At 61.7% G+C, this 23007-nt stretch carries 20 protein-coding genes and 1 pseudogene; 10 read left to right on the top strand and 11 right to left on the bottom strand.

Annotated elements, in window-relative coordinates; translation table 11 throughout:
* Position 1 precedes the first annotated feature (1 nt).
* The 6 genes and pseudogenes from tssG to tssA form a co-directional block, all read right to left on the bottom strand.
* Complete coding sequence (tssG, locus tag JOE32_RS02640) at positions 2-1009, bottom strand: type VI secretion system baseplate subunit TssG (protein ID WP_209981169.1); 1008 nt, start codon at positions 1007-1009, stop codon at positions 2-4.
* Positions 973-2760, bottom strand: a complete 1788-nt coding sequence (tssF, locus tag JOE32_RS02635; protein ID WP_209981167.1) for a type VI secretion system baseplate subunit TssF — start codon at positions 2758-2760, stop codon at positions 973-975. The genes tssG and tssF overlap by 37 nt, the downstream gene beginning before the upstream one ends.
* Positions 2750-3151, bottom strand: coding sequence for a type VI secretion system baseplate subunit TssE (gene tssE, locus JOE32_RS02630; RefSeq protein WP_209990271.1), 402 nt, complete (start codon positions 3149-3151; stop codon positions 2750-2752). The genes tssF and tssE overlap by 11 nt, the downstream gene beginning before the upstream one ends.
* 14 nt (positions 3152-3165) lie before the next feature.
* A pseudogene (gene tssC, locus JOE32_RS02625) lies at positions 3166-4641 on the bottom strand (type VI secretion system contractile sheath large subunit).
* 25 nt (positions 4642-4666) lie between these two features.
* A complete protein-coding gene (gene tssB / locus JOE32_RS02620; RefSeq protein WP_209981164.1) occupies positions 4667-5164 on the bottom strand; it encodes a type VI secretion system contractile sheath small subunit in 498 nt (165 codons plus the stop codon).
* A 36-nt stretch (positions 5165-5200) separates the two neighbouring features.
* The gene (tssA, locus tag JOE32_RS02615) at positions 5201-6754 is read right to left on the bottom strand and encodes a type VI secretion system protein TssA (protein WP_209981161.1); all 1554 of its coding nucleotides are present in this window, start codon (positions 6752-6754) and stop codon (positions 5201-5203) included.
* Positions 6755-7226: 472 nt separating this feature from the next.
* Here tssA and JOE32_RS02610 point away from each other — a divergent pair, with 472 nt between their 5' ends.
* Positions 7227-7742, top strand: a complete 516-nt coding sequence (locus tag JOE32_RS02610; protein WP_003235468.1) for an Hcp family type VI secretion system effector — start codon at positions 7227-7229, stop codon at positions 7740-7742.
* A gap of 69 nt (positions 7743-7811) precedes the next feature.
* Here the strand turns inward: JOE32_RS02610 and JOE32_RS02605 are convergent, their stop codons facing one another.
* Positions 7812-8633 carry an aldo/keto reductase gene (locus JOE32_RS02605; protein ID WP_209981159.1) on the bottom strand — a complete coding sequence of 274 codons (822 nt, stop codon included), beginning with the start codon at positions 8631-8633 and terminating at the stop codon, positions 7812-7814.
* A 106-nt stretch (positions 8634-8739) separates the two neighbouring features.
* Here JOE32_RS02605 and JOE32_RS02600 point away from each other — a divergent pair, with 106 nt between their 5' ends.
* Positions 8740-9234: a DUF1543 domain-containing protein gene (locus JOE32_RS02600; protein ID WP_209981156.1), complete on the top strand. Its 495-nt coding sequence runs from the start codon at positions 8740-8742 to the stop codon at positions 9232-9234.
* A 9-nt stretch (positions 9235-9243) separates the two neighbouring features.
* On the opposite strand, the gene JOE32_RS02595 is transcribed toward JOE32_RS02600, so the two are convergent.
* A complete protein-coding gene (locus JOE32_RS02595) occupies positions 9244-10443 on the bottom strand; it encodes a TPM domain-containing protein (protein WP_209981154.1) in 1200 nt (399 codons plus the stop codon).
* Between the two features lie 130 nt (positions 10444-10573).
* On the opposite strand from JOE32_RS02595, the gene JOE32_RS02590 reads away from it, so the two are divergent.
* Both JOE32_RS02590 and JOE32_RS02585 read left to right on the top strand, forming a co-directional pair.
* The gene (locus tag JOE32_RS02590) at positions 10574-11389 is read left to right on the top strand and encodes an alpha/beta hydrolase (RefSeq protein WP_209981152.1); all 816 of its coding nucleotides are present in this window, start codon (positions 10574-10576) and stop codon (positions 11387-11389) included.
* Positions 11379-12524: a PAS domain-containing sensor histidine kinase gene (locus tag JOE32_RS02585; protein WP_209981151.1), complete on the top strand. Its 1146-nt coding sequence runs from the start codon at positions 11379-11381 to the stop codon at positions 12522-12524. Before JOE32_RS02590 ends, JOE32_RS02585 begins: the two co-directional genes overlap by 11 nt.
* A 19-nt stretch (positions 12525-12543) precedes the next feature.
* Here the strand turns inward: JOE32_RS02585 and JOE32_RS02580 are convergent, their stop codons facing one another.
* The 3 genes from JOE32_RS02580 to JOE32_RS02570 all read right to left on the bottom strand — a co-directional run bounded on the left by JOE32_RS02580 (position 12544) and on the right by JOE32_RS02570 (position 15875).
* On the bottom strand, positions 12544-14655 hold the full coding sequence (locus JOE32_RS02580; RefSeq protein WP_209981149.1) for a TonB-dependent receptor: 2112 nt from the start codon (positions 14653-14655) through the stop codon (positions 12544-12546).
* 73 nt (positions 14656-14728) lie between these two features.
* Positions 14729-15001 (bottom strand): hypothetical protein, encoded by a 273-nt coding sequence (locus JOE32_RS02575; protein WP_209981147.1) that lies wholly within the window; start codon positions 14999-15001, stop codon positions 14729-14731.
* Positions 15002-15128: 127 nt separating this feature from the next.
* Positions 15129-15875 (bottom strand): hypothetical protein, encoded by a 747-nt coding sequence (locus tag JOE32_RS02570; protein WP_209981144.1) that lies wholly within the window; start codon positions 15873-15875, stop codon positions 15129-15131.
* 278 nt (positions 15876-16153) lie between these two features.
* Here JOE32_RS02570 and JOE32_RS02565 point away from each other — a divergent pair, with 278 nt between their 5' ends.
* The 6 genes from JOE32_RS02565 to JOE32_RS02540 all read left to right on the top strand — a co-directional run bounded on the left by JOE32_RS02565 (position 16154) and on the right by JOE32_RS02540 (position 22979).
* Entirely contained in the window at positions 16154-16609 is a 456-nt protein-coding gene (locus JOE32_RS02565; RefSeq protein WP_209981143.1) for a (2Fe-2S)-binding protein, read from the top strand.
* Entirely contained in the window at positions 16609-18846 is a 2238-nt protein-coding gene (locus JOE32_RS02560; protein WP_209981142.1) for a molybdopterin cofactor-binding domain-containing protein, read from the top strand. Before JOE32_RS02565 ends, JOE32_RS02560 begins: the two co-directional genes overlap by 1 nt.
* 15 nt (positions 18847-18861) lie before the next feature.
* On the top strand, positions 18862-20199 hold the full coding sequence (locus JOE32_RS02555; RefSeq protein WP_209981140.1) for a cytochrome c: 1338 nt from the start codon (positions 18862-18864) through the stop codon (positions 20197-20199).
* A 440-nt stretch (positions 20200-20639) separates the two neighbouring features.
* On the top strand, positions 20640-21368 hold the full coding sequence (locus JOE32_RS02550; RefSeq protein WP_209981137.1) for a response regulator: 729 nt from the start codon (positions 20640-20642) through the stop codon (positions 21366-21368).
* Positions 21365-22426 carry an ATP-binding protein gene (locus JOE32_RS02545; RefSeq protein ID WP_209981135.1) on the top strand — a complete coding sequence of 354 codons (1062 nt, stop codon included), beginning with the start codon at positions 21365-21367 and terminating at the stop codon, positions 22424-22426. The genes JOE32_RS02550 and JOE32_RS02545 overlap by 4 nt, the downstream gene beginning before the upstream one ends.
* A 241-nt stretch (positions 22427-22667) precedes the next feature.
* On the top strand, positions 22668-22979 hold the full coding sequence (locus JOE32_RS02540) for a hypothetical protein (protein WP_209981133.1): 312 nt from the start codon (positions 22668-22670) through the stop codon (positions 22977-22979).
* The last annotated feature ends 28 nt before the right edge of the window (positions 22980-23007 follow it).

Raw genomic sequence — 23007 nt, 5'->3', positions numbered from 1 at the left:
CCTAATCAGAGTGGCCGGCGAGCGTCACCGCTCCATCAGCACGTTCGTGGGCCAGCCAACTGGTCCAGCCAAGGCGACAGACATTGCGCTCGCCGAGGTGCAGCGCACGCATTTCGCCCTCGGCCAGCACCAGGCGCAGGTCATACTCCAGGGGCGCGCGTGCGGTTAACTGCACCAATGAACACAAGGGCCGAAACGCCTCACCGGAGGGCAAAAATTCGTGAAAGCGCTGCCAGCTCAGCCCCAGCATGTGCACCTTGAACTTGCCGCAGCGATCCGCTATTTGCTGCCCCAGCACCAGATCGTGGCCGAGCGCGTGGTGGCTAACGCCCAACTGGTTGCGCTGCTGCGGGTCGATGCAGACACGGCGCGCCACCCACTGCTCGATGAACACTCGGCTGTGCTTGAAGTAATGGCGCAACACCGTCTCGATCATCGACGCCGAATGTGCCCGCAGCCCCAATAAGCCCAGGTAAGGCAGCAGACGCCTGCAATCCAGATGTGCCGCTGCGCGAACTTCCCGACTGCCCAGGCCGATCAGGGCGAACATCTGTGCCGAAAACCCATCGCTGGCACCGGTTCGGAAACGCGCTCGATAACGGTACTTGCGCCAGATCTGCAACATCAGCCGCTGCAGTCGATGGTGAAAGACGTTCAGGAAGTCTCGCGTGATGTTGGCCCCCATGGGTTCTGCACACGCCTGCTCGCCATAGAACGCCGGCAGCGGTGAACCTGCGCCAAACAGCCCCAATACATTGAGGCGCAGCCGCGCGCGTAACTGGCCCTGCTCCACAAAGAACTCCACTTGGTCTATGTCGTGTCCGGGAAAGCCGAGACTGGGATTGGCCTGGAATTCCAGCTGGTCATACAACGCGTCCTCGTCCAGCAACGGATGAGCCTCACGCAGGCGCTCAACCACCAGGAGCACCGCCTGGAACAGCGAATACTCGCGAATACAGCGCGACAGTTCGCTTAAAGCAGGGGCTGTTGGCCCAACCGGGGTGGCCATAGGTACACATCTCCTTGTGTGCTGATAACGCGCAGTTCGTGGTACGAATTCAGGTTGGCGTAAAGCGCAAAAAACTCGTTGAGTACCGAGGCAAAGACAAAAACATCGCCTTGACCGAGGAAACCCCGGGGATCGATCGTCAGGTCCACGCGCAACCCGCGAAACGGCAGGCCCTGGTGCAGGCGGTCCACCGCTTTGTGACTGATGGCCTGCAATGCGCCGAGCCTCTTCAGGCTGATCTGCTGCGCTTGCCGACCGTGATAACGCGGCAGGTCGTAGGTTTCCAGAACCACTTTCAAGGCGTTGATATCGGTCAGCGACAGATAATTGAGCGAGAGGTTACTGATCAGCCGCCACAGGAAATCCTGGTCCAGGGGGGGCGCGAAACTTGCGGTAGGCACCGTGATATTGCCAAACGTCAGGAATTCCGGAGTGTGCTCGCCGGGTTGGTTGATCTCGCCGATGGCCAGTTGCTGTGGAAGGTTCTGATTGGTGCAGGTCAGCTCGATCGACAGTGTTTCCTGCTCACTCCTGTGGCCGTTACCGAATGCCATCCAGGTGTCGATCCCGGCATGCTGTACAGATGGACGCTGACGGATGCTGAAACTGGGCGCCGCAACTGATGCCCCGGCATCGGCGTCATGTTCGAAGGACTCGAACGGCACAAACGCCCGATGGCCTAGCCCGCCTGGGCGCCAGCCCGTCACGCAGTCCACGCAAAACACGCCTGCATGGCCCCGGGTGTATTCGCCAGGCACCAGCAGGTATTCGTCCTGCTTGCCATCCAGGCGGATCGGCACCGCATCATGGCTGAACAGGTTGACGATGGGTGTGCAATGCAGCTTTACGTTATCCAGCCCCGGGCGCTGCGGCTCATGCCCCTGGGTGCGCAGTTCGAAGCGCATCACCATGCTGCGCACCTGTTTGAGCTGTGCGTGGGGAACCCCGTGCAAGGCGTCCAGGCCCGCAACATCGACGAACAGGTATTTGTCGGGAAAGGCAAAGTACTCCTGCAGATGGCGATAGCCACTGAAGGTATTCGGCGGATAAGGAATCAATGCCTGGTCTTCGCTGAACCCGACCGGCTGTACCTGGCTGGCAGCCAGCCGTAGCGACAGCGGTCGTCCGTCAGGACCGTCAACGGGGCATGCATTCTCGTCCAGCAGCAACAGCTCAATGCCTTCAAGATGACGCAGCAGGCTCAAATAGAGTCCCTGGCTGACATAACGATCGCCTGCCAGGTGCAAACGCAGAGGCTCAAACGCCAACTCGGTGAAATTGCCCGGTGCACTCATGTCCAGGTGCAGATCCAGCAAGGCGCGCTCACCCTGGAATGCGTAGTCCACACGACTGAGTTGCAGCGGCATCACCTGGGTGAGGTAGCAGGTGCGAAAACGGCAGCGCTCGCCATTGATCGCCACGCTTTCCACTGCGGTATCCCGCTCTACCCGGATGGCCGGCCCCGCACGTTTGAGCGGGTCGAACTGCAGAATGCTGAACGAGGGCAACGGCCGCATGTAGTTGGGCCACAGCAATTGCATCAGCGAGTGGGTCAGCTCCGGTAACTCGTCATCGAGCTTTTGTCGCAAGCGCCCAGTGAGAAACGCGAAACCTTCCAGTAAACGCTCGACATCCGGGTCCTGCCCGCCTGCGGCCAGGAAAGGTGCCAACGCCGGATTGCGCTCCGAGAAACGTCGCCCAAGCTGGCGCAAGGCGCTGAGCTCACTCTGGTAATAGCGATTAAGGGCCATCCGGCGTGACCTCCACCTGCCCGCCGCCACCCAGGCGCGCGCTGAAAGCCACGGCTCGCGTCTCACCCTCAATCGTCAGCATCGCCGCGATGGAAAATGCCAGGACCAGAGGATCGCGATCACGCGGCAGTGCCCTGACCCGCACATTCGTCAGGCGTGGTTCGTAGGCCTGAATAAAGCGCTCGATCGAGAGGCGCGACTGGCTCAAGGACTCATGCAGGCTCTGGCGCATGTCATTGAGATCCGGCAGGCCGTAATCGCTCGCGGTCTGGGCACTGCCGGCGCGCGTGCTGAGCATTTTCCCCAAGTGGGCGGCCACCGAGGCCATGCCGCCCGATTGGGCGGATGCGGGGCCTTCAAGGCGTTCGAAAAGGCTGTGGTGACAGGTTATCCCTGGGTGCCTGCTCATTCTTTGTCGAGCTTGCCGACCAGGGACAGGGTGAAGTCCGCCCCCATGTACTTGAAGTGAGGTCGCACACTCAGGCTGACGCGATACTAGCCTGGCTCACCGTCAACATCGCTGACGACGATGCGTGCCGCACGCAGGGGACGACGACCACGCACTTCGGCACTGGGGTTTTCCTGGTCGGCGACGTACTGACGAATCCATTTATTGAGTTCAAGCTCAAGGTCGGTGCGCTCCTTCCACGACCCCAGTTGCTCGCGCTGCAGCACTTTCAGGTAATGGGCCAGTCGGTTGACCACCATCATGTACGGTAACTGGGTGCCCAGCCGGTAATTCAACTCCGCTTCCCGGCCCTCGACACTGGTGCCGAAATACTTGGGCTTCTGCACCGAACTTGCGGAGAAAAAGGCGGCGTTGTCACTGCCCTTACGCATGGTCAACGCGATGAAACCCTCTTGGGCCAGTTCATATTCGCGTCGATCGGAGACCAGCACCTCGGTGGGGATCTTCGTTTCGATTTCACCCATGCTGTGAAAGTGATGCAAAGGCAGGTCTTCCACCGCCCCGCCGCTTTGCGGACCGATGATATTGGGGCACCAGCGAAACCTGGCGAAGCTGTCAGTCAAGCGCGTGGCGAATGCGTAAGCCGTATTCCCCCACAGATAGTGTTCGTGGCTGTTGACCACGTTTTCCTGATAGGCAAAGGTCTTGACCGGAGATTCGAGCGGATCGTAAGGCGTGCGCAGCAAAAAACGCGGTACGGTCAGGCCAATGTAGCGCGCGTCTTCGCTCTGGCGGAAGCTCTGCCATTTGGCAAATTGCGGGCCTTCGAAATGGTCCTTCAGATCCTTCAGGTCAGGCAGACCGGTAAAGCTTTCCAGGCCAAAAAAGGCCGGCCCGGCCGCTGCGATAAAAGGCGCGTGAGCCACACAGGCGACATTGGAGACGTACTGCATGAGCTTTACGTCGGGCGCACTGGGTGAAAGGAAATAATTGGCGATGATGGCTCCCACGGGCTGGCCACCGAACTGGCCGTACTCGGCACTGTAGATGTGCTTGTAGAGCCCGGACTGGCTGACCTCCGGCGAGTCTTCGAAGTCATCGAGCAAGTCCTCGCGGGACACATTCAGCAATTCGATCTTGATGTTTTCACGGAAATTGGTGCGTTCGATCAGCAACTGCAAACCTCGCCACGCAGCTTCCAGTGCCTGGAACTGCGGGTGATGGAGGATTTCGTCCATCTGCTGGCTGAGCTTGCTGTCGATCTCGGCGATCATTCGGTCCACCAGGCGTTTCTTGACCGGTTCTGCGCTGTTATGCGGCTTGACCAATTCTTCGATAAACGCCGAGACGCCGCGCTTGGCGATGCCATAGGCCTCGTCATCCGCCGTCAGCAGGGTCTGCGCAATGATGTTGTCGAGGATGCTCGACTCGTCCGCCCTGGGGGCGGCCAATGAGGTGGCTTGAGTGTTCATGGATCAGTGTCCCTTTACTGAAAAATCATACGGAAGGCCGGTCCAGCCCCAATTCGGCGAGTACACGCGTGCGCGACTCGTCGTCGGCCAGGGCCTGTTCGATAGCCTTGCGAAAGCTCGGCGTGTTACCCAACGGGCCCTTCAATGCCATCAGCGCTTCACGCAGCGCCATCAGCTTTTTCAGTTCGGGAATCTGCTCGACCAGGCTCGCCGGATTGAAGTCCTGCATTGAATTGATGTGCACCTGAATACCCAGCTCCTCCACTTCGGCGTCGTCCTGAAGACGATTGGGTACGCTGAGCGTCAAGCTCAGTGCCTGCTTGGCCAGCACCTCATCCAGGTTGTTCCTGTCGATCCCGACAGGCTTGCGGTCTTCGAGCTTGCGCAGGTCCTCGCGTTGGGTGAAGTCTCCCAGCACCAGCAGTTTCAACGGCAGTTCGACTTCTTCCTGCGCGCCACCAACGGCGGGTTTGAAGGTGATATTGATGCGTTCCTTCGGTGCTACCGAACCCTCTTTGGGCATGGTTTTCTTCTCCTTTTTTGCGTGCGGCTCTGCAGCCTATTCAAGTACCGCTTCAAGATCGAAGTGGCACAACCTGCGATGGGTTTGTTCCTTGCGCTCACGCACGGCCTGGTCTTGCGGCAGCAGCTCACAGCAGCGAAACAGCAGCTGTGCCACTTGCAGCGCCAGGTCAGGCTCCCAGCGCTCAAGCCCTGCGTGCTGCAGGTGATCATCCAGTTGTTCGAGCTGGATCTTCGCCAACTCGTGCTTGCCTGCCAGCACACATAGACGGGCCTGGGCCAGGCGCCAATGGAAACGGTCGCGCTCGCTTCGCTCGGCGTGCAGGCTTTGCGTGAACTCGCCGACGACAGCCTTGAGCCCGTCCTTGCGCAGCCTGGGCAGCCCTTCCCGCAATGCCGTCTCCCACGGTGCGGCGTCGATGTTTTTCGCCTGCGCCAGGGGTTGGTTTGTTTGCAGATGGCGGGCCACATGGAGCGCAATCCAGTCACGGGTGCTGGCATCGGCAAACGGCACTCCGTCGTAAAAGCGATACTCAGGCAGGTCCGGCAGCCGCTGCAGCAACAGCGCAAAACTCACTTCCAGCTCGGCCTTCGCCAGGTTGGCGTGCAGTGCGTCAAGGCACTCCCACTGCATGCGCAGTCCGTCAAACCAGAACATTGCGCTGCTCAGGCTCGCATCGAATTCAAGTATCAGATCGGCGTAATGCCCCTGGGCAAGACGCTCCTGGCACCGCTTGAGCTTGTCGCCTGCAGGGCCACGCAAGGTCGTGGTTCTCTGGCTGTCTGCGTCCGGATAACCGGTCAGTGAGAGCCAGGCCAGTGTTCGACTCAGGCGCAAGGCGCGCAGGTCTGCAGCGCCCTGGCCCAACCACCACTTGCACAGGGGGCGGGCCTGGTCCTGCAAGGTACGCAGGCGTTTCGCCGCGTCCCTTTCGTTTTCGATTGCGGGCTCGGGCTTGAGCAATTGAGCCGCCACCTGTTTGACCTGGGTCATCCCATGCGGCAATGCTGCTGGAGCGGGATTGCCTTGCGCGGCATGTTCAAGGCGCTCCGACAATTGCCTGCGAATCGGCAGCAGCAATGGAGCATCATTACCCAGACGCTGACGCCAGCACTCATCGAGGCGCGACAGGTGTTCGTGGAGCAGATGAAACACCTGCTGCTGGCCTGCAACCGACAGGCTTTGGTCGAACACCGGTTCAAGGCGCAATACCAGCCAGCCAAAAGCCGCACTGCGGGTGCGCAGCTTGAGCGGGTAGACAACCGCCCAATGTTGCTCGCAGAGATGCAACAGGAGGCCGAGTCCGGCCAACAGGCCGGCAAACGATTCACGCTGGTAAAGCGCCCAGACCAGCCATACCGCGACACGCAGATCCCTGGAATGCTCGCGCAACATGCACTCGCTGGTTTCAACGACTTTTTGCCAATCCGGCTGGCGTTCACCGTGTATCGATTGCATTTTCGCCAGCTCGTTTTCCAGGGCCTCATATTCGCTGGAAAAGCGCATTTCATTGCCGGCGAAACTTGCATGCGAGCAAGGTTGCCGCGCCAACTCAAGATAATAATCACACAGCGTTTTCAAATAATCCATTTTGCTCCACGCACAACTACTCACCTCATAAAACACACTGAACACGCAATAAAGCATTAAAACGCTATTGAGGCAGCGATGAGAAGCCTCTTTAAGAGTTGCAAACACTAGCCACGATAAAGAGATTCATCAAGCGAAAAAAATAAACTTGAGACTTATCCTACAACACCCGCAAAACAAGGCCTGCGCAGAAAATTGCGCAACTTTTTTTGAAAAAAAACTCAAATATGGTTTATCCAGCCCACTGCCGCCCGCCCGATGAAACGGCAACTAATTGCGCACTCATGCGCAAACAACCTCAATAAACTTACACACTTATTCACAGCAACTTATTAAAAGACACTCGCCGACTAACCCTGCCCCCATATTTCATTAGGCCTTGCACTTTCCGGCACGTTTTTTGTTAAGGAGACAGGGCCATCCGGTTTCAATATGGGATGGACTCCCTATCAAGCAGACAAGGAAACCCGTCATGCCAACACCCGCGTATCTCTCCATCACTGGCGTCAAGCAAGGTTTGATTACGGCAGGTACTTTTACTCAGGACTCGGTAGGCAATATTTACCAGGAAGGGCACGAGGACCAGATTCTCGTCCAGGCGTTTGCGCACCAGGTCATCATCCCGCGCGATCCGCAATCCGGTCAGCCAACAGGGCAACGGGTGCATAAACCATTGATGATCAGCAAGGTGTTCGACAAGTCATCGCCCCTGCTTTTCAGCGCACTCACCAGTGGCGAGGAGGTGAAATGCCGGCTGGAGTGGCTGCGCACTTCATCGGCCGGCACCCAGGAGCATTACTTCACCATCGAACTCGAGGGCGCGACCATCGTCGATATCCAATCGCGCATGCCCAACTGCCAGGACCCGGACAACGCGCACTTCACGCATCTGGAAGACGTGTATTTCACGTATCGCAAGATTGTCTGGACCCACGAAGTGTCGGGCACCTCCGGCTCGGACGATTGGCGTAGCCCGGTGTCCAGCTGACGTAATGTGATGTGTAAACGACGCCCAGGGACGGGCGCCGTTTCTATCGAGATGGGTTGTTACTGAGGGCTAGACCATCGCCAGCGGATGCTTGCGCTTGGGCGCGCCGAATACCCGATCGATCGCGTCCAGATCATGTTCATCCAGCACCAGGTTCGCAGCACGGGCATTGAGTCGCACATGCTCCGGCGTAACGGCCTTGGGGATGGCGATCACGCCGTCCTGACGCAGTACCCACGCCAGGGAGACCTGGGCAGGCGTTGCCTCGTGACGCTGGGCGATCTGTTTGAGCGTCGGGCTGGACAGCAATTTGCCGCCCTGGGCGATGGGGCAGTAAGCCATCAGCGGCAAATGATGTTGTTGCCACCAGGGCAGCAGGTCGAACTCGATCCCCCGCTCCTCGATGTTGTAGAGCACCTGATTGGTGGCGCAGGCCGGTGAGGCGAGTTCCTGCAAGTCGGCTACGTCAAAATTGGAAACACCCCAACGGCCGATCTTGCCGGCTTCGCGCAAACGCTCGAATGCCTCGACCGTTTCTTCAAGAGGATACTGGCCGCGCCAGTGCAACAGGTACAGGTCGATATAGTCGGTGCCCAAGCGTTGCAAACTGGCTTCGCAGGCACGAGGGATGCCCGTTCGGCTGGCATTGTGCGGGTAGACCTTGCTCACGAGGAACACCTGGTCACGCTTGCCGCGTATGGCTTCGCCGACGACGGACTCGGCGCCCCCTTCACCGTACATTTCGGCGGTATCGATCAGGGTCATGCCCTCGTCGATCCCCAGTTGCAATGCCGCCACTTCAGCACGGTGCTGGTCGGGGTCTTCCCCCATGCGCCAGGTGCCCTGGCCGATGACGGGGACCGGTACGCCGGCCAGATCAATGGTACGCATGACAACCTCCTGATGAGTTCGCAAGTAAACAGTGGGGCATTGACCGGACAAAAGGGTTCAATCGAAGTATGGTTGCCCTCTGCCAAGTCGCCAGGAAGAACCTGCAATGCTGTTTGTCGTGATGCTCGGGGGCAAGCACCCGCGGGCGAGGATCGAAGTCCATGATGTGGTATTCGCCGTGGCGGATACCCTGCAAGCCACTTACCCGCAATTGCGTGAAAACTGGTTCGGCAGCGCCAAGGGCGTACACATCGACGCCTGGATGGCGGTGGATGGTGTCGATGGCTGGAAGGTCGAGCTCAGCCCGCTGGCCCCGCAAGCCGGAGCGCCGCGCCTGTATTTCATCAACCTTGGCGGGTACGACACCCACAGTTTCGGCGAGGCCCATCACTACCTGCTGGTCGTCGCGCGCAACAAGCAGGAGGCAAAGACGCTGGGCAAACGCCAGATGCTGCGCGGCTGGTCCCAGGCGCATACCGATGCCGTGATGGATGTGGATGACTGCCTGCCCATCGACCTGGTGGACGGTCGCTATGTGCATCTGGTGCAGGGCGCGCACGCGCCCATCGTGCAACGCAATGATTACCTCGTATTGTCCTGAGTGCTCGTGTCACCAACTGCCCGACGCACCGCCGCCGCCACTGGATCCGCCGCCGCCGGACGAGCTGCCGCTGGAGCGCGAGCTGCCGGAGCTTGAACTGGAGCGGCTGCTCGAGCCCGAGCCTGAACTGGAGACGCTCTGCACGAACAGGATAAACGCCGCAATCGTCGCCACCGGTATCGCCACCCACCAGCCTTGAGCACCGTGCCCCAACAGCAGGCCCGCCGCGGTATAAATCGCGACAACCGCCAGTACGCGCACGAGGAAGAAACGCGGGCTGCTTTTCCATGATGCCTTGATCAGGAAGAACAACCCCACGTACAGACCCAGCACCACGGCCGCGCCCAACGGCCACAGCAGCCAGTGAACAAGACTGAGTTCGACAAACCGAGCCGCTGCCAGCACGCCGACGATATACGCCAGTGCAGCCATCACGCAGTAAAAGACTGCGCGCGCCAGCCACAACGCGCCAAACGTGGCACCGCCGATCAGCATCGTCAGCGGTAATACCAGCAGGAATATCGGCCACTCACGTCCACCGATGTACACCGTCAGCAGCAGGGTCACTCCAGCCGTGGCAATCAAGGCACGGCGCCAGTGCAACATGCCTGCGGCCATCAACACACCACCGATGCCGCCGGCGATCAGTGCCAGCAGTATCGCCATGGCCTGGGGACTGACGCCCGGAACGGCGACTGCCGGCAAGTCGCCGCCCTCAACCAGCACAACGAGGTCGTTCACACCCTGGCTGACGCCACCGGCAAAATCGCCTTGGCGAAACGCCGGGGTGATGTGTTCCTCGATGATCCGGCGGGCAAGCAAATCGGTGACTGTGCCTTCCAGCCCGTACCCGACTTCGATACGCACCTTGCGGTCGTCCTTGGCCACCACCAGCAGGATGCCGTCGTTGACGTCCTTGCGGCCCAGTTGCCAGGCGCGAAACAGTTGATTGGCGTAATCCTCGATGCTGGCTCCGCCGGTTCCGGGCACCAGCAACACGGCAATCTGCGAACCTTTGCGCTGTTCGAGGTCGGCTAGCCGGCTTTTCAGACGGGCGGTGGTGTCGGCGTCGAGGGTGTTGGTGAGGTCGATCACCCGCTGATCGAGGGCCACGCCAAGCGGCGAAACATCAGCCTGGGCGGCAGTAAACACGCCGAAGCACATCAGTGCCAGCAGACTCAAGACGGACAGCCGTACCCACCGCATCATGTTTTGTTACCTGAAGTTTCGTCCTGAATGGCGCTGACTGTAACCTATCGGCGCTATAACGCGTGACCCAAAGGCGTTGACTATCTAAACTGCGCCTCACATAGCAATACGCCATAATTTTGAGACCTCCATGGACCTACGCCACCGCAACAATGTGAATGTGATGGGCGACGGCATGGCGACCCTGGTGTTCTCCCATGGCTTCGGCTGCAACCAGGCGATGTGGAACTATTTGGCGCCGCATTTTACCGAGCGTTTCCGCGTAGTGATGTATGACTTGGTGGGTGCAGGCCTGTCGGACCTTGTCGCCTTCGACAAGACCAAGTACAGCACGCTGGACGGTTATGCTCGTGACTTGAATGAAATCATTGACGCCTATGCCCGGGGCCCGGTGATTCTGGTGGGCCACTCGGTCAGCGCGATGATCGGCGTCCTCGCCGACCGCCTGCAGCCCGGGCGCATCGCGGCCCATGTGATGATTGGCCCATCGCCCCGCTACATCGACGACGCAGGCTACATCGGCGGTTTCAAGCGCAGCGACATCGATGACCTGCTTGACACACTCGACAGCAATTACCTCGGCTGGTCCAGTGCCATGGCCCCGGTGATCATGGGTGCGCCCGGGCAACCGGAACTCGGCGAAGCGCTGACCGAGAGCTTCTGCCGCACCGAACCGGACATTGCCAGGCAATTCGCACGCGTGACCTTCATGGCGGACAACCGTGAAGATGTGACCGGCCTGGCCGCCCCGGTGTTGATCCTGCAATCGAGCGACGACCTGATTGCCCCGGTCGTGGTGGGTGAATACCTGCATCGCGTAGTCCCCAACAGCACTTATTGCCTGATCGACAACGTAGGCCATTGTCCGCACATGAGCGCGCCAGTGGCGTGCGCGGCGGCGATGCACAGCTTCCTGGCGCCGTGGGCAGCCGCCCATGCCCATTGACCTGTTCGACAGCGCCGCCTGTGCGCTGGCCGTGACTGCCGAAGACGGCACGATTCTGCAGGTCAATGCACGCTTCACCGACTGGTTGGGGTTCAGTGCCCAGGAGCTGTGTGGCCGGCGCTTCCAGGACCTGCTGACCATGGGCGGGCGAATTTTCCATCAAACGCACCTGGCGCCGATGCTGCGCATGCACGGCAGCGTCACCGAGGTGAAGCTCGACACCGTGCACCGCGACGGGCAGAAAGTGACGGTGCTGCTCAATGGCAATCGTCGCCAACTCGGCGACGCCGTGGTGTACGACCTGGCGCTGTTCGGTACCACTGACCGTGACAAGTACGAACGCGAGCTGTTGAACGCGCGCAAGCTGGCCGAAGCCCTGTTGCAGGAAAAAACCGCCACTGAAATCGCCCTGCATCAGGCGCAGGCGGAACTCAAGCAAGCCTATGCCATCTCGCAGCGGCGCGCGATGTTCGCCGAACAGATGGTGGCGATTGTCAGCCACGATTTGAAAAACCCGCTCACGGCCATTCGCATGGCTTCGGATTTTCTCAGCCGTGGTGAGTGCACGCCAAAGGAGCGCCAACTGCTGGGGCATATCGACCAGTCATCCGAGCGCGCCCAGCGCATGATCGCCGACTTGCTTGACTTCACCCAGGCCAGGGTTGGTCAGGGCATCATTATCCGCGCCGCGCCGCTGGACTTTCACACAGTCATTCACCATGCCGTCGAGGAACTGCGTGTCGCCTTCCCCAAGGCGACACTGGTGCACCATATCGAGGGCTTTGGCAGCGCGAGCCTGGATGCCGACCGCGTACAACAGATTATCGGCAACCTGGTGGCCAACAGCGTGGCGTATGGCGACCTGCAGCGCGAAATCCGCATCACCTCGCGAATCGGTAATAACGTCTGTGAAGTCGCCGTACACAACCATGGCACCGCGATTCCCGAGGGGCTGCTCGCCAATCTGTTCGAACCCATGACCCGTGGCACCGATCAAGGCAGCCAGGTGCGCAGCGTGGGCCTTGGCCTGTATATCGTGCGCGAACTGGCCAAGGTGCATGGCGGTGATGTGGCGGTAAGTTCATCGGCAGAGGCCGGCACAACCTTCACCGTGAAATTGCCTGCCACCCATTAATCCGTTGCGGATCCTGAACTCAACGCCAGCGCCAGGACACTCCGGTATAGATGCCCCGCCCATCCGCCGGGGTCGAACGCGCGACGTCCAGCCCCTTGTCGTCATACCCCGGCGTGACCGTATTGGCATAGCGGCGGTGGGTGAGATTGCGCAGATCGACCCACGCCTGCCAGTCCTGCTTCGGCGCGTCGTAGCCAAAGGTCGCGCCCAGCAAGGTATAGGCGGCCGCGTAATAGGAATTGGCATAGTCCACCGCCACCCGCGAAGAGTGCTCGGTGTTGAGGCTGGTGTAGAAGCCGCTCGGGTGACTGTAGCGAACTTGCGCCTGGTAATAATGCCTGGGGATGCCCGGCAGCGTGTTGCTGCCAAAGCGGTCATCGTCACGGTAGTGGAAGTCGCTGAAGGTGTAGGCCTGGCGCAGATCGAGCCGGCCCTCGCGGCCGCCGTCCCACAGCGGGCTGAGCAGGCTCAGTTCCACGCCCTGATGCACCGTGGGGCTGGCGTTGGCCTCGGCAATCACGGCGTTGCTGGTGGCGGTCTGGGCCTGGGTTTCCACGGCCAGCAGTTCGTGGCGCACTTCGGAGCGGTACAGCGCCAGGTCCCAGGCACCAAGCCACGCTTCACCCCGTCCGCCGACTTCCAGGGTGGTGGCGGTCTGGTTTCTCAGGCTCACGCCTTCACGCGCCAGCCCTTTGGCCGGGCCGCTGGTGAAGTATTTGTTGGAACCCCAGATCATCGACCACGCATGCGGCGGCTCGACCGAGCGACTGAGGTTGCCGTATACCTGCAATTGCGGATTGAAGTCATAACGCAGGCCAATGCGCGGTGCGTAATCCCAGTCATGCTGACTGAGCGGCGCCTGACCTTGCGGGTAGGTAACCTGGGTTTCGCGGCGCGTATAAATGGCCGCCAGGCCGGTGGTCAGCCACAGGTCCGGCAACAGTTCCAGGTCATTACCAATATGCAGCACGGTGTCGGACCCGAGGTAGGAATAATCGCGGGTCTTGGTGCCTGGCGCGTAGCTGGCGGTATTTGCGGCCGGCGTACGTACATATTCCGACGCGCCATTGTTGGGCATCGCCTGGGTGGTGCGCAGGCCGAGGGTGGTTTTGCTGTCATGGCCGAACAGGCTGTCCTGCCGGATGTAGTTCAGGGTGCCGCTGATATCGGTGTAGGCGACTTTCAGGCGGTTGGTGCCTTCGCGCAGGTCCATGGGGTAATCGTGATAGGCCAGGCCGACCTCGACCTTTGAGTTTTCATCCAATTGCAGGGTGGTTTTGTTGGCGATCCAGGTGGAGCCTGGTTGCAGGCGCTTGGAATCGCGGGCGGCGTTGAGGCTGTTGGCGGCACGCGGATCATGGCTGATCTGGTAACGCGTGAGCTTGCCGGGGGTGTCGTTGGCGGTTTCGCGGTAACGAAAATAGAAGCGGGTTTCCAGGTCCGGGTTGAAGCGATAGCCGAAGTTGGCGGCAATACCCTTGCCGCTACCGGCGCTCTGCTGCTGATAGCCGTCGGACGCGGCGTCGGTGAGGCTGATGTAGTAGTCGGCGTCGCCCAGCACCTGGCCGGAACTGATTTCACGCTGGGCATAACCGCGACTGCCCGCCTCATAGCGCAGTTGCAAAGTCGGCGCGTCATAGCCGGTACGGGTGATGTAGTTGACCGCCCCCCCCAACGCCAGCGCACCGCGATCAAAGCCGTTGGCGCCGCGCAGCACCTCAACGCGGCTGTGCCACAGTGGGTCCTTGAGTTCATAGGGCGTGCCGCCGGGCCCGGTGAGCGGCAAACCGTCGAGCATCTCGAACAGGCCGGACGCATGGGACCCAGGGCTGCGGTTCAGGCCCGAGCCACGGATGGACAGCTTCACCCCTTCATTATTCGCAGCCTTGGCATACACCCCGGCCTGATACTTGAACACATCCTCATTGGTGCTGACGCGCCCCTGTTGCACGCTGTCCAGGTCGATGTAGTTAGTGGCGCCAGGCACGCTCTTGAGCTGCGCCTGAGCCATTTCACCGGCACTGGCGGGCGCCGTGCTGACTTCGACCGGTGCCAGTTGCAGGGTTTCGGCGTGCACCGTCAGGCTGAGGGTCAGGGCGGCAAACAGGAGCGGGGATTGGCGCAACAGCATGGGGCAGGTCCTTGGCATTCGGAAGCGTAAGAAGCCTGGCGGCTTCGACGGGTCACTCCTTACAAACGAATCATCAGCTTGCGGCAACAGCCTCCAGTGCCTGCATGAAGTCATCGGCCTCCGACCCCGGGGGAAACCTGAAACCATACATTTCATCTGTGGCCAGAATCGCGTCCAGGGTGTTGCGCAACTGTGCTTCGGTCGGCGAGTCCTGCAGCAGTTTCTGCGCCGGCAGCAGCAGCCCCGCCGCGACGCCCTGGACGCTTGCGGTGTCGATCACCGCAAACAGGATGAAGCGCAAACGAATGTCGCGATCCGTGAGCCAAACCGTTTTTCGCTTACCCAAGGTAGGCCTCGACTTTTAGGAAAAGTCCGAGGCTATTGCCGCTGGAGGGGTGTTTCAAGCGGCCTGTTGCAAGATAGGCCAGTTCCTACATGGGAAAGCGAAACGCCGCACTCCCCGGCCCTGGGTATCACTGCACCGGCAGAAAATTCATCAACAACAGGCTTTGCGCATAATTGAGACCAATGCGGCGGTAGCGCTCGTCGAGGATCTGGGTGAGCAGGTCCAGGCGCGCGACGATCTTGCCGAATTCCACGGCGAAACTGAGGTTGCTGCCCTCCTCCGAGATCTCGTTGGAAAACAGCAGCAACACGCCATTGGCGTCCTGGCGCTGGCCGAGCAGCCAGGTGGCCTTTTCAATATTGCGCGCGGCGTTGCTGACGAATTGCGGGTTGATCGAATCGGTCACGTAAAACTGGGTGCGCCCGCCATGGGCGGTGACCAGCATGCTGCCGATGGCGTAGATGAATGCGCCGACGCGGTCGCCGCGAAACTCCGGGCTCAGCGAGTAACTCAAGGCTGCCAGGTCGCGACGCTCGCCAAGTGCCGGCAACGGCTGACGGTTTTCAATGGCCTGGCGGATTGTCCGCGCGGCGGTCACGGCATCCGGGTAGCCCGACTGACGCCACTGGCTCGGGTTGCGCAGGTAGAGCTTGTTCATCAACAGATACAGGCTTTGCAGGTTATCGCGCATGCCCAACGTTGCCATGCGGTCCACGCTGGTCTGGAAGAACTCATCAGGTTTGCCTTCGCTGAACTGCCGGGCCATATCGCGGCCCTGCTGCTGGCTGCACGCCGTGGCACAGAGCGCCAGAATCGCTGCGAACAGCAGCGGCCAGCGTTTGATTAAACAGGTTGAAAGGTGGTTCATCCGCATCCGGTCGGGTCCTGCTGCCTGCGCGCGGAATGCGCGCGCTCGTGACAGGGATAGATCAGAAGAATGAAAAAAAGTGCAGCCCTGCCCGGCAGATCAGTAAAGGACTACACCCCTGCACTAGCGCATTCCTGTTGAATACTTGCCTGATCCTACGGAGTTGCCGCCGATTGGATAGATAGCCCTGGCCCGGTGGTCTAGAGTGCAAACATGGGCGACCTGCGTCGCACCTCTTATAAGAACTCAGCTACACCGACCGATGATCAGCAGGTGAACCCGCCATGGAATTACGCATCAACCAAAAAGCCTATCAAGTCGAGGCCGACGCCGACACGCCCCTGTTGTGGGTGATCCGCGATGACCTGGGCATGACCGGCACCAAGTACGGCTGCGGCCTGGCCCAGTGCGGCGCCTGCTCGGTGCTGGTGGACGGCAACGTGGTACGCGCCTGCGTTACACCGGTGGCCGCCGTGGCGGGCCGCGAAATCACCACCATCGAGGCCATCGAAGCCGATGACGTGGGTAAGCGCGTGGTCGCCGCCTGGGTCGAGCATCAGGTGGCGCAATGCGGTTATTGCCAGTCCGGGCAGGTGATGGCGGCCACCGCGCTGCTCAAGCACACCCCCGCGCCCACCACGGCGCAGATCGACGCGGCCATGGTCAACCTGTGCCGTTGCGGCACGTACAACGCGATCCACACCGCCATGGATGACCTGGCCAAGCAGGAGCGTGCCTGATGAATACGCATCTGCCCCTGCCTGAATTGCCCCTGGGTGATCCGGTCAACCTGTCGCGCCGACGCTTTCTGGCCAGCACCGCCGTGGGCGCGCTGGTGATCGGCTTCGGCCTGCCGATGGGCTCGGCCCGGGTGCAGGCTGCCACGGCCAACGCCGCAGAGCGCGGCACCCAGGTGCCGGCGTTTCTGGAAATTCGCCCGGACGGCAGCGTGCGTCTGCTCAGCCCCTTCATGGAAGGTGGCCAGGGCACCCACACCGCCATGGCGCAGATCGTCGGCGAAGAGCTGGACGCCGATCCCGCCACTTTCGTGGTCGAGGCCGCTCCACCGGGCGAAGCCTACGTGGTGATGGAAAACGGCATGCGCATTACCGGCGGCAGCATGTCGGTGCGCATGAGCTACCCGACCATGCGCCGCCTGGGCGCCCTCGCGCGCGCCATGCTGCTGCAGGCCGGCGCCGAACAGCTCGGCGTGCCGCTCGCCGAACTCACCACCCAGCCCGGCCGCGTGGTGCACGCAGCGTCCGGCCGTTCGCTGGGCTACGGCGAATTGGCCGGGCGTGCCCTGGACATGCCGGTGCCCGACCCGGCCAGCATCACCCTGCGCGACCCGAGCCAGTTCCGCTGGATCGGCAAACCGGTGAAACGCCTGGACGCCTACGACAAATCCACTGGCAAGGCGCTGTATACCATCGACCTGAAAGTCGACGACATGCTCCATGCCGCCGTGCAGCACGCGCCCCGCCTGGGCATGACCGTCGGCAGCCTGCGCAATCAGGCGCAGGTCGAAGCGATGAAAGGCGTGCATTCGGTGCACACCCTGCCCGGCGCCGTGGCGGTGGTGGCCGAACGCTGGTGGCACGCCAAACGCGCCGTCGAAGCGATTCAGGTGGATTGGCTGGAAGCGGCCGCCGATTCGAAGCTGCGCGCAATGCCTGCCGACTTTTCCAGCGACAAACACCGCGAATTCCTCGCCGCCCAGCAAGGTCCGACCCGCGACGACGAGAACGAAGGCGACGTGGCCGGCGCGCTGAAAAACGCCAAAACCCGGGTCGAGGCCACCTACCACAACCAATACCTCAACCATGCCCAACTGGAGCCGCCGTCGGCGCTGGCGCGCTTCAACCCCGATGGCTCACTCGAGGTGTGGCTGCCCAACCAGGCACCGGACATGTTCCGCGCCGACATCGCCAAGCGCACCGGCCTTGATCCTGCGAACATCACCCTGCACTCGCCGCTGCTGGGCGGATTTTTCGGTCGGCACTTCCTCTATGAGTCGGCCAATCCCTACCCGCAGGCCATCGCGCTGGCCAAGGCCGTGGGCCGCCCGGTCAAACTGATCTGGAGCCGCGAGGAAGAGTTTTTGCGTGACGTGTTGCGCCCGCTGGCGGTGGTCAAGTTCCGCGCTGCGCTGGATGACAAAGGTTTGCCGGTCGCCATCGAAGCAGTCAGCGCCACCGAAGGCCCGACCGAAGCCCTCGCCGGCAAACAGGGTGACAAGATTGACCCTGCGGCCCTTGAAGGGTTGTCGGGCAAAAGCTACGCAATCGCCAACAAACGCACCGCGCAGATCTACGTCAAAGGCCCGGCCATGCTCGGGTACTGGCGTTCGGTGGGCAATTCGCTCAACGATTTTTTCTATGAAGCGTTCCTCGATGAACTGGCGGACAAGGGCGGTCACGACCCCTATGAGTTGCGCTTGCACCTGCTGCGCGACAACCCGCGACTGACTACCTTGCTCAAGGCTGCAGGCGAGTTGTCCGGCGGCTGGAAACGGGGCCCTTACACCGCCGAAGACGGCAGCCGTCGTGCCCGTGGCGTGGCGATGGCGTCGCCGTTCGGCTCCCATGCGGCGGTGGTCGCCGAAGTGTCGATCGAGCACGGCCAGGTCAAGGTGCATCACATCTGGGAAGCGATCGACCCCGGCAGCATCGTCAACCCTGCCATCGTGCAGGCGCAGGTGGCCGGCGCTGTGGCGTTGGGTCTGTCGCAAACCCTGATCGAGGAAGCGGTGTACGTGGACGGCAAGCCACGCGCACGCAACTACGACCTGTACCCGATCCTGCCGCCCTCGCGCATGGCGCAGGTGCACGTGAAGATCGTCGAGAGTGGCGAAAAAATGGGCGGTATCGGCGAACCCCCGCTGCCCGCAGTGGCGCCGGCCGTGGCTAACGCGGTGGCGCAGTTGACCGGCCAGCGCATCCGCAGCTTGCCATTGAGCCGATACACCTTCAGCTAAGGACAGGGAACGCCCATGAACACCCGACGATTCGCCCGAACCGCAGGCTGGCTTGCCCTGCCCTGCCTGATCGCTGCCGGCCTGCTGGCCTGGTATGTCACCCGTGAGCCTGCCTCGCCGTTCGAGCAGGAACAGGCCACAACCTTCGACCCCGCGCTGGTCAGCCGTGGCGAGTATGTCGCGCGCCTCGGCGACTGCGTGGCCTGCCACAGCCTCGCCGGCAAGGCGCCCTTTGCCGGCGGCCTGGAAATGGCCACGCCGCTGGGGGCGATCCACGCCACCAATATCACCCCGGATCGAGACGTCGGCATCGGCGCCTACAGCCTGGCCGACTTCGACCGCGCGGTACGCCAAGGCGTGGCGCCGGGCGGCCGCCGACTCTACCCGGCCATGCCCTACCCGTCTTATGTGAAGCTCAGCGACGATGACGTGCGCGCGCTGTATGCGTTCTTCATGAAAGGCGTGCAACCGGCCAGCGAGCCCAATATTCCCGGCGCCATCCCCTGGCCGCTGAATATGCGCTGGCCCATCGCCCTGTGGAACGGCGTGTTCGCCCCCACGGCCACCTACGCCGCCAAACCCGGCCAGGATGCGCTGTGGAACCGTGGCGCCTATATCGTCCAGGGCCCTGGTCATTGCGGCAGTTGCCATACGCCGCGCGGTTTGGCCTTCAACGAAAAAGCCCTGGATGAGACCGGCACGCCGTTCCTCGCCGGTGCGCTGCTCGATGGCTGGTACGCGCCGAGCCTGCGCCAGGACCACAACACCGGCCTGGGCCGCTGGAGCGAGCCGCAGATCGTGCAATTCCTCAAGACCGGGCGCAACCAGCACGCGGTGGTGTACGGCTCGATGACCGAGGCCTTCAACAACTCCACGCAGTTCATGACCGACGACGACCTGGCCGCCATCGCCCGCTACCTCAAGGCACTGCCCGGCGATCCGCAGCGCGACGGTGCGCCCTGGCAGTACCAGGCCGCCGCCACCGACGCACGCCCCGGCGCCCATCTGTACGCGACACGCTGCGCCTCCTGCCACGGCCCGGACGGCAAGGGCCAGCCCGACTGGATGCCACCCCTGGCCGGCGCCACCTCGGCGCTGGCCAAGGAAGCCGCCTCGGCCATCAACATCACCCTCAACGGCTCCCAACGCATCGTCGCCGCTGGCGTACCAGATGCCTACCGCATGCCGGCGTTCCGCGAGCAACTGTCCGACCAGGAAATCGCCCAGGTGCTGACCTACATGCGCAGCACCTGGGGCAACACTGGCGGCGCAGTCGACGCCAAGGACGTCAACAAACTGCGCGGCCACACCGACCCGGCCAGCAGTAGCCCGATCATTTTGCATATGCGCTAAGAGCGGGGCAGCCTGAGAGCCGACCGGGATGGTCTGCCGAGCGCTGTACAACAAGGGGGCTTGCTCCCGATGAGGGTGGGTCAGCTTATGTGTAGCTGACCCACTGCCATCGGGAGCACGCCCCCTCCCACATTTTGATCTCCATTGGTCTGATGGATATCACACTGCTTTTGATCTGCTTTGGCTTGGCTTTTGATCGTGGGCGCCCCGTCAACCACGCTGGCCGAACGCAGGCTTGAATCCGTGGGCCGCCGTAAGGGCGGAATCCATAGCAGCCATCCTCGCAGCAACGGATATTCCCCCATCAAATGCCTCCAAATCCGTAACATTTTTGGCAATATCCCCCTCTCCATCATTTCTCCACAAACCCTCCCACAAAAGCGCATGGTAATTACGCACAATCCCCCCAGCCCCACGGCAACCACAACACCGAGCCCGCCATGAATGACCTGCCCAACAGCCCCCGGGAAACCCAGGCGCTGGTACTGATCGCCGAAGACGAACCCGAAATCGCCGACATCCTCATCGCCTACCTCAAGCGCGCCGGGTTTCGCACCGCCCATGCGCTGGACGGCCGGCGCGCGCTGGAGCTGCATCAGACGCTCAAGCCGGACCTGCTGCTGCTCGATGTGCTCATGCCCCATGTGGACGGCTGGAAGGTGCTCGCCGAAGTACGCCATCGCGGCAATACGCCGGTGATCATGCTGACCGCGCAGGACCAGGACCTGGACAAGCTGATGGGCCTGCGCATCGGCGCCGACGACTACATCGTCAAACCGTTCAATCCGGCCGAAGTGGTGGCGCGCACCCAGGCCGTGCTGCGCCGCACCACCGACTATCAATACGTGTCGGCCAGCAGCGTGCTGCGCGTGGATGCGTTCGAGATCGATATCGAAAGCCACGAAGTCACGGTGCGCAGAGCGGGTGAGGCATTAACGCTGCTGCTCACCGCCACCGAATTCAAGTTGCTCGCGCAACTGGCCAAAGCGCCCAAGCGCGTGTTCAGCCGCGCCGAGCTCCTGGCGCTGTGCTCGCCGGAAAGCGACAGCCTGGAACGCACGGTGGACAGCCACATCAGCAAGTTGCGCCGCAAGATCGAAGACCTCGGCCTGCAAGGCGTGCCCGAAAGTATCCGGGGCGTGGGTTACCGGTTTGGGAGTGTGACGTGAAAATCCTCAACGGTTTGAGCCGCCAGATCATTGTGTCGATGTCGGCCGTGGTGCTGTGCGTCATCGCCCTCGCCGTGATCGGCTCCTACGTGTTCTATTCGCTGTTGTGGGCCTATTGGCCGCTGTCCGAAGAAGACGTGGACACGTGGATGCCGTCCAATATCGAATGGGCCTGGATGGGGCTGATCACCCTGGTGGGCCTGGCCGTGGGCGCGGTGGTGGCGTTGAAGTTGTCGCGCCGGATTCTGATGCCCTTGAACTCGGTCGCCGAGAACCTGCGCAAACTGGCCGACGGTGACCTGGAAGCGCAAGCCGTGGCGGGTGAACACCCCATCGGCGAGGCGGCGATTCTGGTGGATGACTTCAACAGCATGGCTCAGCGCCTTAAACGCATGGCCCAGGAGCAGGCGTTCTGGAACGCGGCGATTGCCCACGAACTGCGTACGCCCCTGACCATCCTGCGCGGACGCCTGCAAGGCCTGGCCGAAGGCGTGTTCGAACCGGACAACGCGCAGTTCTACAGCCTGCTGGGTCAGGTCGAAGGGCTGACGCGGCTGATCGAAGACCTGCGGGTGGTCGGGCTGGCCGACAGCGGCTACCTGGAACTGCACCTGCAGAACGCCGACCTCGCTGCCGGGATCGAGGACGATGTGCGGCTGTTCGAACCGAGCCTCACGGCCGCCGGGTTTGTGCTGCACCTGGACCTGCAACGCCGTTTGATGCGCTGCGATCCCGGGCGGATCCGCCAGGCCTTGCTCGCCCTGCTGGACAATATCCGCCGCCACGCCACGCCGGGTAACGTCAACATCCACCTGAGCACGCGCGACGCGATCCATTATCTGCGGGTGCGCGATGACGGCCCCGGCATCGACGCCGAATTTGCCGTGCACCTGTTCGAAGCTTTCCAGCGCGGCGAAAACTCGCGCTCCCGGGCCCAGGGCGGCAGCGGCCTGGGCCTGGCGGTGGTGCGCGCGATTGCCCTCGCCCACGGCGGTGCGGTGAGCTGCCGACGCATGGAAAACGGCGGCACTCTGTTCGAATTCAGCTGGCCCATTTGATCAATCGGATACCGCGATGCGCGTCTTTGCCTGGCTGTTCAGCTCTACCCCCGACTACCGGGACTTCGCTTTACTGGATAACCAGGGCGTGTGTATCGCATTCAAACGCTGTACCGCCCAGCCTGCCAACGGGGACTGGGTCGCCGTCCATGAGATCAACCTGAGCTGGCTGGGCAGACCGTTGCCCGGCAGAGCCCGAACCGTTTAACAACCTTCATCCTGTACGCAGTGGCCTACTCTTATGTCGAACACGTATCTGTCCAAGCTTGAAGACTCACTGAGACTGCACACCACCCGGTTGAAAAAGTGGCAGCGGCTGTGGGTGCCCTTGCAGCAGCGCGCACCAAAATGGGTCCTGGGACTGTGGATTCTGGGGGTGTTCTTCTCCTTGATCACCGAGTTCTATGCGCACTGGATGGTGACCGCGCCGTTGATCCTTGCGTTGATCGTCGCCGAAATCGTGATTGACGAGCGGCAAATGACGCTGGCGTTGCAGGCCGATAAACTGCGCGACCTGCTCAGGACCGCCAGGCATCGCTATGCCTGCCCTTGAGGGTTATGTGCCTGGCGCATGGCCCATT

Source organism: Pseudomonas sp. PvP025 (genome assembly GCF_017832155.1).
Taxonomy (GTDB): domain Bacteria; phylum Pseudomonadota; class Gammaproteobacteria; order Pseudomonadales; family Pseudomonadaceae; genus Aquipseudomonas.
This window is presented reverse-complemented; position numbering and strand designations above follow the sequence as displayed.